Here is a 13,648-nt window from a genome sequence, read left to right on the forward strand (position 1 = left end):
GGGACCGGGACCGGCGGGGCCCGCCCGCGCGGAGTTCCGGCGGGCGGGCCCGGGCGGGCGGCGTCGGGCTACTTCGGGTCGGGTCCCTTCAGCTCCGGCGGCGAGATCTGCGACTCCTCGATCGCGGACCCGGTGGTGCCCCACTTCTCCAGGATCCGGTCGTAGGTCCCGTCCTTCTTGAGCTGGTTGACCGCGGCCTGGAAGGCGGGCGCCAGCGGGGTGCCCTTCTTGAAGGCGAAGCCGACGTCGAGGCGCTTGAACTCGTTGACGAAGCGCAGGCCCTCCTGCTGGCTCACGGCGTAGCGCAGTCCGTTGATGGTGGACATGATCACGTCGCTGCGCTTCTGCTGGAGCGAGAGCCAGACCGCCGCCTGGTCCGCGTACGTCTTCACCTCGTAGGGCTTCTTGCCCTCCTCGGCGCACCGGCCCCGGTTCTGCTCCAGCGTCACCTCGAAGGTGGTGCCCGCCGTCGTCCCCACGGTCAGGCCGCACAGCTGGGTGAGGTCGGTGACCTCCTTCAACTCGCTGTCGTCGCGGACCGCGAAGCCCTGCCCGTCGTTGATGTACGTCACGAAGTCGATGGTCTTGAGGCGCTCCTCGGTGACGCCGAAGTTCCCCGTGCCCAGGTCGTACTTCCCGCTGCCGAGCGCCGGGAGGATCGCCTCGAAGGACGCCACCTCGCGCTTCAGCTTCACCCCCAGCACCTTGGCCGCCGCGTCCGCGAAGTCGATGTCCGCGCCGGCCAGCGTGGTGCCGTCCTCCTCGTAGAAGGCTCCGGGCGGGGCGCCGGTGGAGGCCGCGATCCGCAGCGTGCCCGCCTTGCGGACCTCCTCGGGCAGCAGCTTCGCCGCCGCCTCGTCCTTCTTCACCGCGGACACCACGTCCGTGGTCGGGGTCTTCCCCTTGGCCTCGCCCTTGGCGGAGCCCGCCCCGGGCTCCGCCGGGTCCGCGCAGCCGGTGAGGGACAGGGCGGCGACGGTGATCAGGGCGAAGAGGGCGTTGTGGCGCGATCTGGGCATGGCTCTGTCTTCTCCGGGTTCGTCAAGGTATGCCGACCGGCCCCGGGCCGGTGGGGGCGCGGAGCGGCGGCGGAGGTTCGGCGGTGCGCGAAGGTGCGGCGGTACGAGGGGAGGGTGGTGCGGTGCGGTGCGGGTGAAGTCACGCGAGGAACGGTGCTCGAACGCCGAAGAAGGGGCGTGAGCAGGGAAAACCGGACAGCAGAGGGTCAGCTCAACAGGAAGAGGACCACACGCGACCGAAGTCGATGTGGGAGCGGGTGACCAGCCACTGCTGCGAATACATGGGGCCAGTGGAACAGGCATCCGGGTGCGCGTCAACCGACTTGAGACGTACGGTTCAGAGTGTGGACAGGCTTGACAACGCGCCGTGTTCACCGCTTATCTCGGAGGCGGACCGGCGCTGAGGGGCCCGGTCCACGTGTGGTTTTCGGTGTGAAGGTACGCCCCGTGTTCGATCTCGGCATCCACGGAGCCCTCGCATGCCCCCGCAGACCGATCTGCTGCCTTCCTCGCCCTCCGCGCCGCCACCCGTCACCTACGACGACAGTGCGGTGCCCCGCATCGTTCCCGTCCGCCGGACGGGCCGCTGGACAGCGGCAGTCGCCGTTCTCGTGCTCCTCGGGCTCGCGCTGAACTCGGTCGTCCGCAACGAAGCCTTCCAGTGGGACGTCGTCGGCTCCTACTTCGCCACCGCCTCCGTCCTGCGCGGACTCTGGCTCACCCTGTGGCTCACCGCGGTCGTCATGGTGCTCGGCTTCGTGCTCGGAGCCCTGCTCGCCGTGCTGCGGCTGTCCGGCAACCCCGTTCTCCAGGCGGTCAGTTGGGGGTACGTCTGGCTGTTCCGGTCCACCCCGATCCTGGTCCAGCTGCTGTTCTGGTTCAACATCGGCGCCCTGTACCCGCAGATCTTCGGCGTCTCCACCGTCACCCTCCTCGGGCCGGTCACCATCGCCGTCATCGGGCTGACCCTGCACGAGGCCGCCTACGCCGCCGAGGTCGTGCGCGGCGGCATCCTCTCCGTGGAACGCGGCCAGGTGGAGGCCGCCCAGTCCCTGGGCCTCGGCCCCTGGCGGCGCTTCCGGCGCATCGTGCTGCCGCAGGCGATGCGCTCCATCGTGCCGCCGGCCGGGAACATGCTGATCGGCACCCTCAAGGGCACCTCGATCGTCAGCATCATCGCCGTGCAGGACCTGCTCTACTCCGTCCAGCTCGTCTACCACCGCACCTACCAGGTCATCCCGCTGCTGCTCGTCGCCACCCTCTGGTACGCCGCGGTCACCTCCCTGCTGAGCGTCGGCCAGCGCTATGTGGAGCGCTACTACGCACGCGGCACGGCGGGTTCGCGATGAGCACCGCGCCCACCCTGGTGGTCATCGGCGGCGGACCGCGCGGCACCGGGGTCATCGAGCGGATCGCCGCCAACGCCCGTGAGCTGTACGGGGATCTGCGCCTGGACATCCATCTGGTCGACCCCCACCCGGCGGGCGGCGGGCGGATCTGGCGGCCGGACCAGTCGCCGCTGCTGTGGATGAACTCCATGGCCGAGGACGTCACCATGTTCACCGACGAGACGGTGGAGCTGGCCGGTCCCGTCGTGGCGGGCCCGGCCCTGGACGCCTGGGCGAAGGAGGTGCGCGCCGGACGCGTCACCCCCGATGCGGAGCCCGCCGTGCTGGCCGAGATACACGGCCTGAGGGGCCAGGACTTCCCCAGCAGACGGCTCCAGAGCGCCTATCTGCGCTGGACCTTCGAGCGCGCCGTGGCGGATCTGCCGCCCGGCGTCACCATCCACGAGCACCGCACCACCGCCCTCGCCGTCACCGGCCCGCGCGGCTCCCGCCAGCGCGTGCGGCTCGCGGACCGCGCCGAACCGATCGTCGCCGACCTCGTCGTCCTGACGGTCGGCCACCTGGACGCCGAACAGGAGCCGGAGCAGGACGAGTTGAGCGACTTCGCGGCACGGCACGGGCTGATCCACCTGCCGCCCGACTTCACCGCCGACACCGACCTCACCGCCCTGCCCGCCGGCGAACCGGTCATCGTCCGGGGCTTCGGCCTCGCCTTCATCGACCTGATGGTCCTGCTCACCGAGGGGCGCGGCGGACGCCACGAGAACGGCGTCTACCTGCCCTCGGGGCGTGAGCCCGTGCTGTACGTGGGATCGCGGCGCGGCGTCCCGTACCACTCGAAGATCGGCTACCCCTGGAGCGGTGAACGCCCGCCCCTGCCACGCCACTTGACCCCCGCATGGGCCGACGCGCTGGTGAGCCGCCCCGGGCCGCTCGACTTCCGGCGCGATGTGTGGCCCCTGGTCGCCAAGGAGCTCGGGCACGCCCACTACCACCGGCTGTTCACCGCCCACCCCGAGCGCACCGCCCTGGACCCCGAGGTCTTCGACGCGAAGTACGCCGCCGCCGACCCCGGCAGCCCCGAACTGGCCGACCTGGTCGCCGACGCCGTGCCCGATCCCGCCGACCGGCTCGACCTGGACGCGCTCGACCGGCCGCTGGACGGCGTGACGTACGCGAGCGCCGAAGCGTTCCAGGAAGGGCTGCGCGACTACATCACCGCCGACCTGACCCGCCGTCACGATCCTGACCACAGCACGGATCTCGCGGTCTTCCTCGGGCTGCTCTCCGCCTACGCGCAGCTCATCCGGCTCGGCGACATCGGCAACTGGTGGCACGGCTTCTTCAGCTACCTCGCCTCCGGCCCGCCCGGCCCCCGCCTGGAGCAGCTGCTCGCCCTCTCCCGGGCCGGCGTCGTGCGCTTCCTCGGCGCGTCGGTCACCGTCGAGGCCGACGAGGAGCGCGGCGTCTTCCGGGCCGGCGGCGCGACCGTCCCCGGCGAGCGGGTCGAGGCCCGCGCCCTGGTCGAGGCCCGCCTCCCGGACCCCTCGCTGCGGCACACCGCCAGCCCGCTGCTGCGCACCCTGTACGAGGACGGGGCCGCCGTCACCGACACGGGGCTGCTCTCCGTGGACCCGGGCGACAGCCGCGTCCTGGACCGCGAGGGCCGCCCGCACCCGCGCCGCTTCGCCCTGGGCCCGTTCACCACGGCCCGCAACAGCGGGGCCTTCACCCGCCCCCGTACCGGCGGACCCGCCTTCCGGCAGAACGACGCCGCCGCCCGCGCCGCGCTCAGCTTCCTGCGCGACCTCTCCTGTAGCGGCCGGCTCGCCTCCTGACGCCGCCGTACCCGCCGCACCTCACCTCCGTACCACCGCCACCACCGCTCCCAAGGACCCCGCCATGTCGCTGACCAGCGATCCACCCATCGGCCCATCCGCCGGCACCCCCGACGGCCCGCTCGCGAAGAAGGCCGCCGACCCCGGCGCCGACTACGGGGCGCTGACCGTCGTACCGGCCCGCCATCCCTGGCGCTGGGTCGCCGTCGCCGCGACCGCGATCCTGGTCGCCCAGTTCCTGAACGGGCTGATCACCAACCCCGGTTGGGAGTGGGACGTCTTCGCGCAGTTCTTCGCCGCGCCGGTCATCCTGCAAGCCGTCTGGCTCACCCTCCAACTGACCTTCTACGGCACGGTCCTCGGCTTCGCGCTCGGCATCGTGCTGGCGTTCATGCGGCTGTCGGCCAGCCCGTTCCTGAGGACGGTCGCGTACGGCTACATCTGGGCGTTCCGCTCGATCCCGCTCATCGTGCAGCTGCTGTTCTGGTTCAACCTCGCCTACCTCTACAAGGAGTTGCAGTTCGGCATCCCGTTCGGGCCCGGCTTCTTCACCTTCGACACGATGAACCTGGTCGGCGCGGTGAGCGCCGCCGTCCTCGGCCTCGCGCTGCACCAGGCGGCGTACGCGGCGGAGATCGTGCGCGGCGGTGTACTGGCGGTCGGCGGCGGGCAGTTGGAGGCGGCGGCGGCCCTCGGCATACCCAAGTTCCGGCAGCTGCGCCGGATCGTGCTCCCGCAGGCGATGCGCTCGATCCTGCCCAACGCCGCCAACGAGATCATCTCGCTGTTCAAGGGCACCTCGATCGTCTCCGTCATGGCGATCGGCGAACTCTTCTACCAGGTCCAGGTCGTCTACGGCCGCAGCGGCCGGGTCGTCCCGCTGCTGATGGTCGCCACCGCCTGGTACATCCTCCTCACCACGGCCCTCTCGATCATCCAGTACTACGTCGAACGTCACTACGCCAAGGGGGCCGTGCGATGAGCGCACCCAGCGATGCCATGGTCGAAATCCGGTCCGTGCACAAGAACTTCGGCTCCCTGGAGGTGCTGCGCGGCGTCGACCTGTCGGTGCGGCCCAGCGAGGTGACCGTCATCCTCGGCCCTTCCGGCTCCGGCAAGTCCACCCTGCTGCGCACCATCAACCACCTGGAGAAGGTCGACCAGGGCTGGATCAGCGTGGACGGCACCCTGGTCGGCTACCGCAGGGACGGCAACAAGCTCTACGAGCTCCGCGAGCGCGAGGTGCTGCGCCAGCGCACCAAGATCGGGTTCGTCTTCCAGAACTTCAACCTCTTCCCGCACCTCACCGTGCTGGAGAACATCATCGAGGCCCCCGTCTCCGCGCTGCGCCGCCCCCGCAAGGAGGCCGTCGCCTCGGCGGAGAAGCTGCTCGCCCGGGTCGGGCTCGTCGACAAGTCCTCGGCCTATCCGGCGCAGCTCTCCGGCGGCCAGCAGCAGCGCGTCGCCATCGCCCGCGCCCTGGCGCTGGAGCCCAAGCTGCTGCTCTTCGACGAGCCGACCTCCGCCCTGGACCCCGAGCTCGTCGGGGAGGTCCTCGACGTCATCAAGGACCTGGCGCACGGCGGCACCACGATGATCGTCGTCACCCATGAGATCGGCTTCGCCCGTGAGGTCGCCGACACCGTCGTCTTCATGGACGAGGGCCGGATCGTCGAGCAGGGCCCGCCCGCCGACGTACTGGACCGCCCGACCCAGGAACGCACCCGCGCGTTCCTCTCCAAGGTTCTCTGAACCGCTTTGAGGTTCCCCGAACCGCCCCATGGTTCCGCGAAACGCCGTCATGGGTTCGCGAACCGCCCGCATGTCCCTCTCATCCGCATCACTCGCAAGGAGTACGTAGTGTCCGTCCGCCGCAGCATCACCCTCGCCATCGCCACGCTCACCGCCACCGGACTGCTCACCGCCTGCGGCAACCCCGACGACGCCTCCACCGACGTGGCGGCCCCCCAGGGCAAGAAGGACACCGGTATCAACATCGGACCGGATCAGAACCGTCTCAGAGGCAAGAAGGTGGACGCCGTCGCCGACCTCGTACCCAAGGCGATCCGCGAGCGCGGCACGCTGAGGATCGGCGCCAGCGCGGACACCGTGCCGCCGCTGGGCTTCTACGCCACCGACGACAAGACCCGGATCGGCTCCGAGATCGACATCGCCACCCTCCTCGCCGACACCCTCGGCCTGGAGCCGAAGTTCGAGCAGGTCTCCTGGGAGAACCTCTTCGTCGGCCTGGACAGCTCCAAGTTCGACGCCGTCCTCTCCAACGTCACCGTGACCGAGGAGCGCAAGGAGAAGTACGACTTCGCCACCTACCGGCTCGACAACATCGCCTTCGAGGCCAAGAAGGGCTCCGGCTGGAAGGTGAACGGCCCCGCCGACGTCGCCGGGAAGACGATCTCGGTCTCCTCCGGCACCAACCAGGAGAAGATCCTCGTCGAGTGGAGCGAGGAGAACGTCAAGGCCGGACGCAAGCCCGTGGAGATCAAGTACTTCCAGAAGGAGAACGACTACTTCCTGCCCCTCCAGTCGGGCCGCATCGACGCCCATCTCAGCCCGAGCCCGTCCGCCGCCTACCACGTCGAGACGGCGGGCCAGAGCGAGATCGTCGGCCAGATCTCCGGCGCCGGCGGCAAGCTCCAGGGCAAGATCGCCGCCACCACCAAGAAGGACAGCGGCCTGGTCAAGGCGTACGCGGCCGCACTCGACCACATCATCGAGGACGGCTCGTACGGCAAGGTCCTGGAGCGCTGGGGGCTGAGGGGCGAGGCCGTGGAGAAGTCGGAGATCAACCCGCCCGGCCTGCCCAAGACCAAGAGCTGACCGCGCGGGGCCCCGCGGAACCGGCAACGGCTTCCGCGGGACCCGGCAGGTCCTCTCCACGGGGCCCGCACCGCCGATGACCGCCGGGGGCGTCCGTCCTGATCAGCCGGACACCCCCGGGCGAGGCCCCCGCCCGACCGTCGACCCGAGAGGTCCCGCAATGTCCGCCCGAACACCGCTCCACCTGGCCGCCGAGATCGGCGGCCCGCCGCACTACGACGCCGGGCACTACCTCCGCCTCGCCCGGCTCGCGGAAGGCGGCGCCCTCGACTACGTCACCCTCGGCGACTCCTTCGCCCGCCCCGGGCTCGACGCGCTCGCGGTCCTCGCCCGCGTCGCGCCCGCCACCGACCGCATCGGCCTCGTCCCGACCGTCACCACCACCCACACCGAGCCCTTCCACGTCTCCTCGGCCGTCGCCTCCCTGGACTGGGTCAGCAAGGGCCGGGCCGGCTGGCACGCCGACGTCTCCACCACCGAGGCGGAGGCCCGCCTCTTCGGCAGACGCTCCGCCGCGCCTTCGGACGCCCTGTGGCAGGAGGCCGGGGAAGCGGCCGACGTCTCCGCGCGGCTGTGGGACAGCTGGGAGGACGACGCCGAGATCCGCGACACCGCCACCGGCCGCTTCATCGACCGGGACAAGCTGCACTACGTCGACTTCGAGGGCTCCGCCTTCACGGTGAAGGGCCCCGCCATCGTGCCGCGCCCGCCCCAGGGCAGGCCCGTCACCGTCTTCGACTCCACCACCGCCCCGGCCAGGGAGGCGGCGGCCCGGCACGCGGACGTCGTGCACACCCGGGCCACCTCACCCGAGCAGGCGGCCGCCGTCCGGGACGAACTGCGCCGCGGGGCCGCCGCCCACGGGCGCGACCCCGACGCCCTGCGGGTCCTGGTGGCGCTCACGGTCGACCTCGGGGACGCCGAGACGGCGCAGGAACCCGGGCTGGAGAGCGGGCCGCGACTCGCCGGGCGGGGCACCTACTTCCGGGGCGGCCCGGTCGACCTCGCCGACCTCATCGCCCAATGGCACCGGGCGGGCGCGGCGGACGGCTTCCACCTCACGCCCATCACCCCGGAGCGCGACCTCGAAAGGATCGTCAACGGCACCGTGGCCCTCCTCCAGCACCGCAGCCTCTTCCGCACCTTCTATCCCGGCGGGACCCTGCGCGAACACCTGGGACTCGTCCGCCCCGCCAGTCGCTACGCGACCGCCTCTTCGAAGGAGGTCTGACCGTGCCCCGCACCATGCATCTGGCCGCCCACTTCCCGGGCGTCAACGCCACCACCGTGTGGGCCGACCCCCGCTCCCGCAGCCAGATCGACTTCTCCTCCTTCGAACACCTCGCCCGGACGGCGGAGCGCGGGAAGTTCGACTTCTTCTTCCTCGCCGAGGGGCTGCGGCTGCGGGAGCACAACGGCCGCATCCACGACCTCGACGTCGTCGGCCGGCCCGAGTCGCTGACCGTCCTGAACGCGCTGGCCGCCGTCACCGAACGGCTCGGCCTCGCCGCCACCGTGAACGCCACCTTCAACGAGCCCTACGAGCTGGCCCGCCGCCTCGCCACCCTCGATCACCTCAGCGAGGGCCGCGCCGCCTGGAACGTGGTGACCTCCTCCGACGCCTTCACCGGGGAGAACTTCCGCCGCGGCGGCTATCTGGACCGGGCCGACCGCTACACCCGGGCCGCCGAGTTCGTTGCCACCGCCCGCGAGCTGTGGGACTCCTGGACGCCGGACGGCACATCCCGCCCCTTCGCGCACGAGGGGGAGCAGTTCACGATCTCCGGCGAGTTCACCGTGCCGCGCTCCCCGCAGGGCCATCCCGTGGTGATCCAGGCCGGGGACTCCGACGAGGGCCGGGAGTTCGCCGCGTCCGCCGCCGACGTCATCTTCACCCGGCACGGCACCCTGGACGCGGGCCGCGTCTTCTACGCCGACGTCAAGGCCCGGCTCGCGGCGTACGGGCGGGCGCCCGACGACCTCAGGATCATGCCCGGGGTCACCGTGGTGCTCGGCGACACCGACGCCGAGGCGCAGGAGCACGCGTACGAGATCCGCCGGCAGCAGGTCTCCCCGCAGAACGCGATCCTCGCCGCCGAGCAGGTCTGGGGCGCCGACCTCTCCGCGTACGACCCGGACGGGCCGCTCCCCGAGGTCGACCCGGTCGTCGACTCGGGCCTGGTCAAGGGGCGGGTCCTGCACGGGGACCCGTTCGCGGTCGCCGCCCGCTGGCGCGCGATCTCCGAGGCCAAGGGGCTCTCGCTGCGGCAGACGGTCATCGAGACGACCACCCGGCAGTCGTTCATCGGCTCTCCGCGGACCGTCGCGGCGGAGCTGACCGCGTTCGTCGACGAGCGGGCGGCGGACGGCTTCATCCTCGTACCGCATCTCACCCCCGGCGGCCTGGACGACTTCGTCGACCGGGTCGTCCCGCTCCTCCAGGAAAGCGGAGCGTTCCGCTCCGAGTACTCCGGCTCCACGCTGCGGTCGCACCTCGGCCTCGCGGAGCCGGTGTGGAAAGGTTGACCGCATGAGCACCGACGCACAGCAGCACCAGCAGACCGGGGAGCCGGACGCCGTGAGGGACTGGCAGCGGTGGCACGAGGAGCGCGTTTTCGCGGTCGCCGCCCCCTACGGCCCGCTCTCGCTGACCGGGACCCACTGGCTCTCCGACTACCCGGAAGGGCGAATTCCGGCCGTCCCCGGGCAGTGGCGCGAGGACGGCGACGAGGTGGTGCTGACCGCCGCCGCCGAGGACGGCATCGTTGTCGACGGCAAGCCGCTGACCGGCGAGGTCCGGCTCGTGGCGGACCGCGGGCCCGTCGACGACTCCCGGGTGGCGCAGGGGGACCGGCGGCTGGTGGTGCTCCGCCGCGAAGGGCTCTGGGCGGTACGGGACTTCGACCCGGACGCACCCTCGCGGCGCGCCTTCTCGACCATCGACGCGACCCCGTACGACCCGGACTGGGCGCTGCCGGGGACCTTCCGCCCGTACGACGAGGAGCGGGCCGTACGGGTGCCCAACGCGGACGGGGTCGAGCGGGGTCTCGGGCTCGGCGGGCAGATCGCCTTCACGGTGGACGGCGACGAGCACACGCTCCAGGTCGCGGTCGAGCCGGACGGTGCGCTGTGGGCCGTCTTCGCCGACGCCACCAGTGGAGACGGCAGCTACCGCTTCCGCTTCCTGCGGCCCGGCGCGCCGGCCGAGGACGGCAGCGTGAACGTCGACTTCAACCGCGCGCTGCTGCCGCCGTGCGCCTTCGCCGATCACTTCATCTGCCCCTTCCCGCCCCCGGGCAACACCCTCACCGTGCCGGTCCCGGCGGGGGAGCGGAACCGCCTGGACGCCTGAACCGGCGCACCCTTCCCGCCTCCCCGGCCCCTCCCGGCCCCCGGCAGCCTCGACGGCCGCCGGGGGCCGGGTGCGTGGTGCGGGGTGCGTGGTGCGCGCGTGGCCGAAAGGCATTCTTGCGCCGTCTGTCCGGACCCCTCGATACTCCCGTCAGCGATTGTCAGGGGCACGGCAACTCTAGGACCGGGACCGTCCGCCCCCGACTGCGCCTCACGGGTCCGCCACCCCACAGGCGGGCCCCCGATTCCCCTCGGAGGAACCCGAAGTGAGGATCAAGCGCACCAACCCCCGCCGCACCCACGCGAGACGCATCCGTACCACGGCCGTCTTCGCCGGACTCGCCGCCGTCGCGGCGTTCACCGTTCCCACCGCCAGTGCCGAACCCACCGGCACGTTCAGCGCCGCCCAGCTCACCTCCGCGAGCGACGCCGTGCTCGGCGCCGACATCGCGGGCACCGCCTGGAACATCGACCCGAGCACCAACCGCCTGCTGGTCACCGTGGACAGCACGGTCACGCGGGCGGAGATCGCGCAGATCAAGAAGGCGGCGGGCGCCAACGCCTCCGCCCTCACCATCGAGCGCACGCCCGGCACGTTCAACAAGCTGATCTCCGGCGGCGACGCGATCTACTCCAACACCGGACGCTGTTCGCTGGGCTTCAACGTCCGCAGCGGCAACACCTACTACTTCCTGACCGCCGGCCACTGCACCAACGGGACGGGCACCTGGTGGGCGAACTCCGCCCGCACCACCGTGCTCGGCACGGCCTCCGGCTCCAGCTTCCCGAACAACGACTACGGCATCGTGCGGTACACGAACAACACCATCCCCAAGGACGGCACGGTCGGCGGCCAGGACATCACCAGCGCCGCCAACGCCACCGTGGGGATGTCCGTCACCCGCCGGGGCTCCACCACCGGCACCCGCAGCGGCTCGGTGACCGGCCTCAACGCCACCGTCAACTACGGCGGCGGCGACGTCGTGTACGGCATGATCCGCACCAACGTGTGCGCCGAGCCCGGCGACTCCGGCGGCCCGCTCTACTCCGGCACCCGGGCGATCGGCCTCACCTCCGGCGGCAGCGGCAACTGCTCCTCGGGCGGTACGACCTTCTTCCAGCCGGTCACCGAGGCCCTGAGCGCGTACGGCGTCAGCGTCTTCTGAGGCCCGGCGGGCCGCAGAGACTCAAGGGGCCGGCCGACCGGCCCGCCAGGTCCGGCGGCCTGGCGGGCCAGGGTCTGAACGGCCTGACAGCCTGGCAGCCTGACGGCGGGACAACCCGACGACCCGAAGGCCGCCCCTGGAACCGTCCGCACTGATGAGCCCCCGTCCGGGATCCGGGCGGGGGCTCCCCCTCGCCCCGTGGCTCTTGAGAGGATGTTGCCACGACCAGGTGGACGGGAAACGCTGACGCCAGGGGGTTTTAGGCCCGTGAATCGCATCGGAGTGACCGGTCACCGCTCCATCCCCGCCCGGGCCCGGGCCCATGTGCTCGCCGGTCTCCGGACGGCCCTGTGCGACGCCGGCGGTGCGACGGAGGCGCTCTCCAGCCTGGCGGTCGGCGCGGACCAGCTCTTCGCCGGCCTCGCCCTCGGCTGCGGGGCCGAGCTGACGGCGGTGATCCCCAGCGGCGACTACGAGGCGTCCTTCGAGGACGCCGTCGACCTGGCCCGCTACCGGATGCTCAGGTCCCGTGCCGCACAGGAGATCCGGCTGGACTTCCCGCACTCCACCGACGAGGCGTACTTCGCGGCGGGCGCCTACATCGCCGACCACTGCGACCTGCTGCTGGCCGTCTGGGACGGCCGCCCGGCGCGGGGCCTCGGCGGCACGGGCGACATCGTGACCTACGCCCGGACGCTGGGCCGGCCGGTCACCGTCATCTGGCGCGACGGGGTGGAACGCGACTGACGGAACCCGCGCCCAGTTGCCTGACGGCCCGTCATGTACGGTGTCGGACCAGCCAGTCGGTGTGCTCCGGCGACACGATCCGCTCGGTCTCGTACACCGCGACCGGCCACTGCCGCTCGGTGAGCGTGGTCTCCATCGCGGCCTGCATCGACTCCAGGTCGTCCTCCACCAGGGAGTGCGCGGAGATCAACGGGTGATGGCGGCGCAGCTCGTTCCAGGCGAGGCAGGCCGCTCCGGCCGCGGACAGCACCCCGGTCAGCCCGAGGGAGCGGCCCACGCCGAGGGCCTGGAGCACGCTCAGCGCCAGCGCCGGAAGGGTCAGCGCGACGATGGCCCCGGACCAGACGAGCGCACCGCGCCGGGAGGTCAGCCGCCGTCCGCGGTACCACCGCCGCTGCTCGATGAGCCGGTCCCGTACATACGTCTCCTTGCGTACGGTGAACGCCTTGCCCCGTAACGCGCGCATGGACGCCGTGATGACCGTGCCGTCGTCGTCCGTCATCGACTCGCGCGGATCGGCCCAGCCCACCTTGCGCAGTTCCTGGAGCCCCTCCTCCAGCCGGTTGGCGAACAGCGCCTCCGGGTGGTGCGTCGAGGTGTCGAAGGGCGAGCCGTGGACCGCGTAGCGCCAGCAGAGGGACTTGATGAACTCCGCTGCCGAACGGTTGAGTTGCCAATGCGACTTCGCTTTGCGCCGCGAGGCGAGGTAGGTCGTGAACAGGACACCCAGATACGCCAACGCGGCTGCGGCATAGAGGAGTTGGGTGACGGCCCCGTCCCGGTCGTGCCACGGGAGCGCCGCCGGGACCGTGCCCGCCACGAGCAGCGCCAGCTGGATCCGGGTGGTGTTCACGGCCTCGCGCTGCCGCGACACGGCGACGACGTCCGTGCGGTGGAAGAGGGCGGGCAGGTCGGCGTTCCTGAAAACCATGCTCTGGAGAGGTTCGGGAATCGCCGTCATGTTCGCTCCCGTATCCCATGTAGTCGGGGCTCTGTTGTCGGAATGAAATATTCCGAACCATTTGGAGCAGTCCCGTATGTCACTCGGCTTACGAGAGTGCGGCACGAGTTGCACACCTAGGCCATGAGGGTAAAGTCGTGCCGCCGGGCACTGCAATGGTGCACCTGCCGGTATCGCCCCCCTGACCGGAACGAGCCCCCCTAGGACGGCCGTGAAGACCTACGAATCATCCCCTGTCTTCGCTGATGCGAAGAAGAGCCGTGTGCCGCTCGCCAAGATCGAGATTTCCGGTGGCTCCGCCGCCCGGAAGCTCGGGCGAGTGATCCCCACGGCGACCGGCCGCCCCGCACGGATTTCCACCTTCAACTCGGCTCTCTAG

At 71.3% G+C, this 13,648-nt stretch carries 13 protein-coding genes; 11 read left to right on the forward strand and 2 right to left on the reverse strand.

The features are described from left to right. Positions 1-68: 68 nt before the first annotated feature. Entirely contained in the window at positions 69-1,019 is a 951-nt protein-coding gene (locus tag ACLJPL_RS27865) for an ABC transporter substrate-binding protein (protein ID WP_411083691.1), read from the reverse strand. 479 nt (positions 1,020-1,498) lie between these two features. Here ACLJPL_RS27865 and ACLJPL_RS27870 point away from each other — a divergent pair, with 479 nt between their 5' ends. The 10 genes from ACLJPL_RS27870 to ACLJPL_RS27915 all read left to right on the forward strand — a co-directional run bounded on the left by ACLJPL_RS27870 (position 1,499) and on the right by ACLJPL_RS27915 (position 12,308). Beyond that, positions 1,499-2,368, forward strand: coding sequence for an amino acid ABC transporter permease (locus tag ACLJPL_RS27870; protein WP_411083692.1), 870 nt, complete (start codon positions 1,499-1,501; stop codon positions 2,366-2,368). Beyond that, complete coding sequence (locus ACLJPL_RS27875; protein ID WP_411083693.1) at positions 2,365-4,206, forward strand: FAD/NAD(P)-binding protein; 1,842 nt, start codon at positions 2,365-2,367, stop codon at positions 4,204-4,206. The genes ACLJPL_RS27870 and ACLJPL_RS27875 overlap by 4 nt, the downstream gene beginning before the upstream one ends. Before the next feature lie 64 nt (positions 4,207-4,270). Beyond that, entirely contained in the window at positions 4,271-5,188 is a 918-nt protein-coding gene (locus ACLJPL_RS27880) for an amino acid ABC transporter permease (RefSeq protein ID WP_411083694.1), read from the forward strand. A gap of 17 nt (positions 5,189-5,205) precedes the next feature. Next, on the forward strand, positions 5,206-5,958 hold the full coding sequence (locus ACLJPL_RS27885; RefSeq protein ID WP_411083797.1) for an amino acid ABC transporter ATP-binding protein: 753 nt from the start codon (positions 5,206-5,208) through the stop codon (positions 5,956-5,958). 108 nt (positions 5,959-6,066) lie between these two features. Continuing rightward, on the forward strand, positions 6,067-7,044 hold the full coding sequence (locus ACLJPL_RS27890; RefSeq protein ID WP_411083695.1) for an ABC transporter substrate-binding protein: 978 nt from the start codon (positions 6,067-6,069) through the stop codon (positions 7,042-7,044). Between the two features lie 160 nt (positions 7,045-7,204). Further along, a complete protein-coding gene (locus ACLJPL_RS27895) occupies positions 7,205-8,275 on the forward strand; it encodes an LLM class flavin-dependent oxidoreductase (protein ID WP_411083696.1) in 1,071 nt (356 codons plus the stop codon). 14 nt (positions 8,276-8,289) lie between these two features. Then, complete coding sequence (locus ACLJPL_RS27900) at positions 8,290-9,570, forward strand: NtaA/DmoA family FMN-dependent monooxygenase (protein ID WP_411083798.1); 1,281 nt, start codon at positions 8,290-8,292, stop codon at positions 9,568-9,570. Between the two features lie 4 nt (positions 9,571-9,574). Continuing rightward, a complete protein-coding gene (locus ACLJPL_RS27905) occupies positions 9,575-10,396 on the forward strand; it encodes a DUF1684 domain-containing protein (protein WP_411083697.1) in 822 nt (273 codons plus the stop codon). Between the two features lie 265 nt (positions 10,397-10,661). After that, on the forward strand, positions 10,662-11,561 hold the full coding sequence (locus tag ACLJPL_RS27910; protein ID WP_411083698.1) for a S1 family peptidase: 900 nt from the start codon (positions 10,662-10,664) through the stop codon (positions 11,559-11,561). A 267-nt stretch (positions 11,562-11,828) separates the two neighbouring features. Then, entirely contained in the window at positions 11,829-12,308 is a 480-nt protein-coding gene (locus ACLJPL_RS27915) for a hypothetical protein (RefSeq protein WP_411083699.1), read from the forward strand. A gap of 31 nt (positions 12,309-12,339) precedes the next feature. Here the strand turns inward: ACLJPL_RS27915 and ACLJPL_RS27920 are convergent, their stop codons facing one another. Then, positions 12,340-13,269 carry a DUF4231 domain-containing protein gene (locus ACLJPL_RS27920; RefSeq protein ID WP_411083700.1) on the reverse strand — a complete coding sequence of 310 codons (930 nt, stop codon included), beginning with the start codon at positions 13,267-13,269 and terminating at the stop codon, positions 12,340-12,342. A 211-nt stretch (positions 13,270-13,480) separates the two neighbouring features. Here ACLJPL_RS27920 and fxsA point away from each other — a divergent pair, with 211 nt between their 5' ends. Further along, positions 13,481-13,648 carry an FxSxx-COOH cyclophane-containing RiPP peptide gene (gene fxsA / locus ACLJPL_RS27925; protein WP_411083701.1) on the forward strand — a complete coding sequence of 56 codons (168 nt, stop codon included), beginning with the start codon at positions 13,481-13,483 and terminating at the stop codon, positions 13,646-13,648.

The organism is Streptomyces sp. cmx-18-6 (genome assembly GCF_046548915.1).
Lineage (GTDB): Bacteria > Actinomycetota > Actinomycetes > Streptomycetales > Streptomycetaceae > Streptomyces.